The following is a 1,144-nucleotide window of genomic DNA, read 5'->3' as shown; positions in this document are numbered from 1 at the left end:
CATCGGTGGTCGTGGCATTGGCGGCAGCGGCGTCGTGATTGTCGCGTACTGACTTACTGACGCACCCCGACGAACCGAGGCGCCTGCTCTCTCTCAGGCGCTTTGCATTTCAGCGCCAGGTCGCGGAACACCTCACTTGCGCTAGACTGGCTTGAGCAACCGGAAGGAGACCTGGATGATACGCAAGGCGCTCAATGCCTCGCAGCTTCAGCAGGAGGTCAACCGGCGAATCCATCGACTGCAGGAAATCGTCGAGGATGGCGTGAAGATTCGTGTGCCGCGGCCGCAGTTGCAAGAGGCTGACAAGACAGGCTGCAACTGGAACATGACTCACTTCGGCAACGCGGTCGGCTTCGAGCGCGACATCGAGGGCGTGCTCAAGGCCGTGCGTGCGGAATACAACCTCAATACCGAAGTGAAAGACACCGGCAACCCGTTTGGGGACTAACCGCGAAAGACATCGATTCGTTGTTCGTTTTTGATGGCCGTGGGCACTAATGATGCGCTTACCTCAAATGGTCTACCTTGCGACGCCCCGTCGCAGATATTCCTCGCTTTGATACCTATGCTTTCTACCGGCATCGACATGGCCGCATGTCGCTCAAAATTGCCGACAACTGACGAATGGACCTTTGGATTCAACCTTGCGCGCGTTGCGCTGACCTGTACGGTAAGCCGGCGGACGAGCTTCCGCATCAAGACCTCACGCTTAACGGCGCCGGCGCGGTGAAAGACGCGCGAGTAGAAGAGCACTACACCTGCGTTCGATGCCGCGCGGTGTTTGCGCGAATCCTTGCCGGACCGCCAACGCGGCAGACTTGGACGTTGCTGAACGCCGGCCAGCATTGACGCGAGTTTGGCGCATCTTCGGATGCGTCGGAGTTGGCGGCGCTCCTTGCCGTATTTGATGACCAGGACGGGCCGTACTACGAGTATTGGTTCGCGGCATAACGGTGTGAACCATTTCGAACCGGTTCGTGCTCGATAAAAGCGGCTTCTAGTAACATTGCGACGTTGATTAAGCACCGCAGTGAACCAAGCATCGAATAGCAGACATCGAATGGACATTTTCTACTACTGGCAGAAGCTCGAGCAGAACCTCAAGAACGGCCAAGTTGGCTACTTTGGCTCCAACAATACGAGA

Annotated in this window: 1 protein-coding gene; it reads left to right on the top strand. The window is 57.0% G+C overall.

The window, feature by feature from the left end:
- Positions 1-175: 175 nt before the first annotated feature.
- On the top strand, positions 176-448 hold the full coding sequence (locus tag GNZ13_RS39055; RefSeq protein ID WP_172175171.1) for a hypothetical protein: 273 nt from the start codon (positions 176-178) through the stop codon (positions 446-448).
- Positions 449-1,144 lie beyond the last annotated feature (696 nt).

The organism is Paraburkholderia elongata (assembly GCF_013177735.1).
In the GTDB taxonomy this organism is placed as follows: domain Bacteria; phylum Pseudomonadota; class Gammaproteobacteria; order Burkholderiales; family Burkholderiaceae; genus Paraburkholderia; species Paraburkholderia elongata.
This window is presented reverse-complemented; position numbering and strand designations above follow the sequence as displayed.

Bases quoted from the DNA above. Each gene is read 5' to 3' on its own strand.
- GNZ13_RS39055 (WP_172175171.1), top strand. From the start codon at position 176: ATGATACGCAAGGCGCTCAATGCCTCGCAGCTTCAGCAGGAGGTCAAC.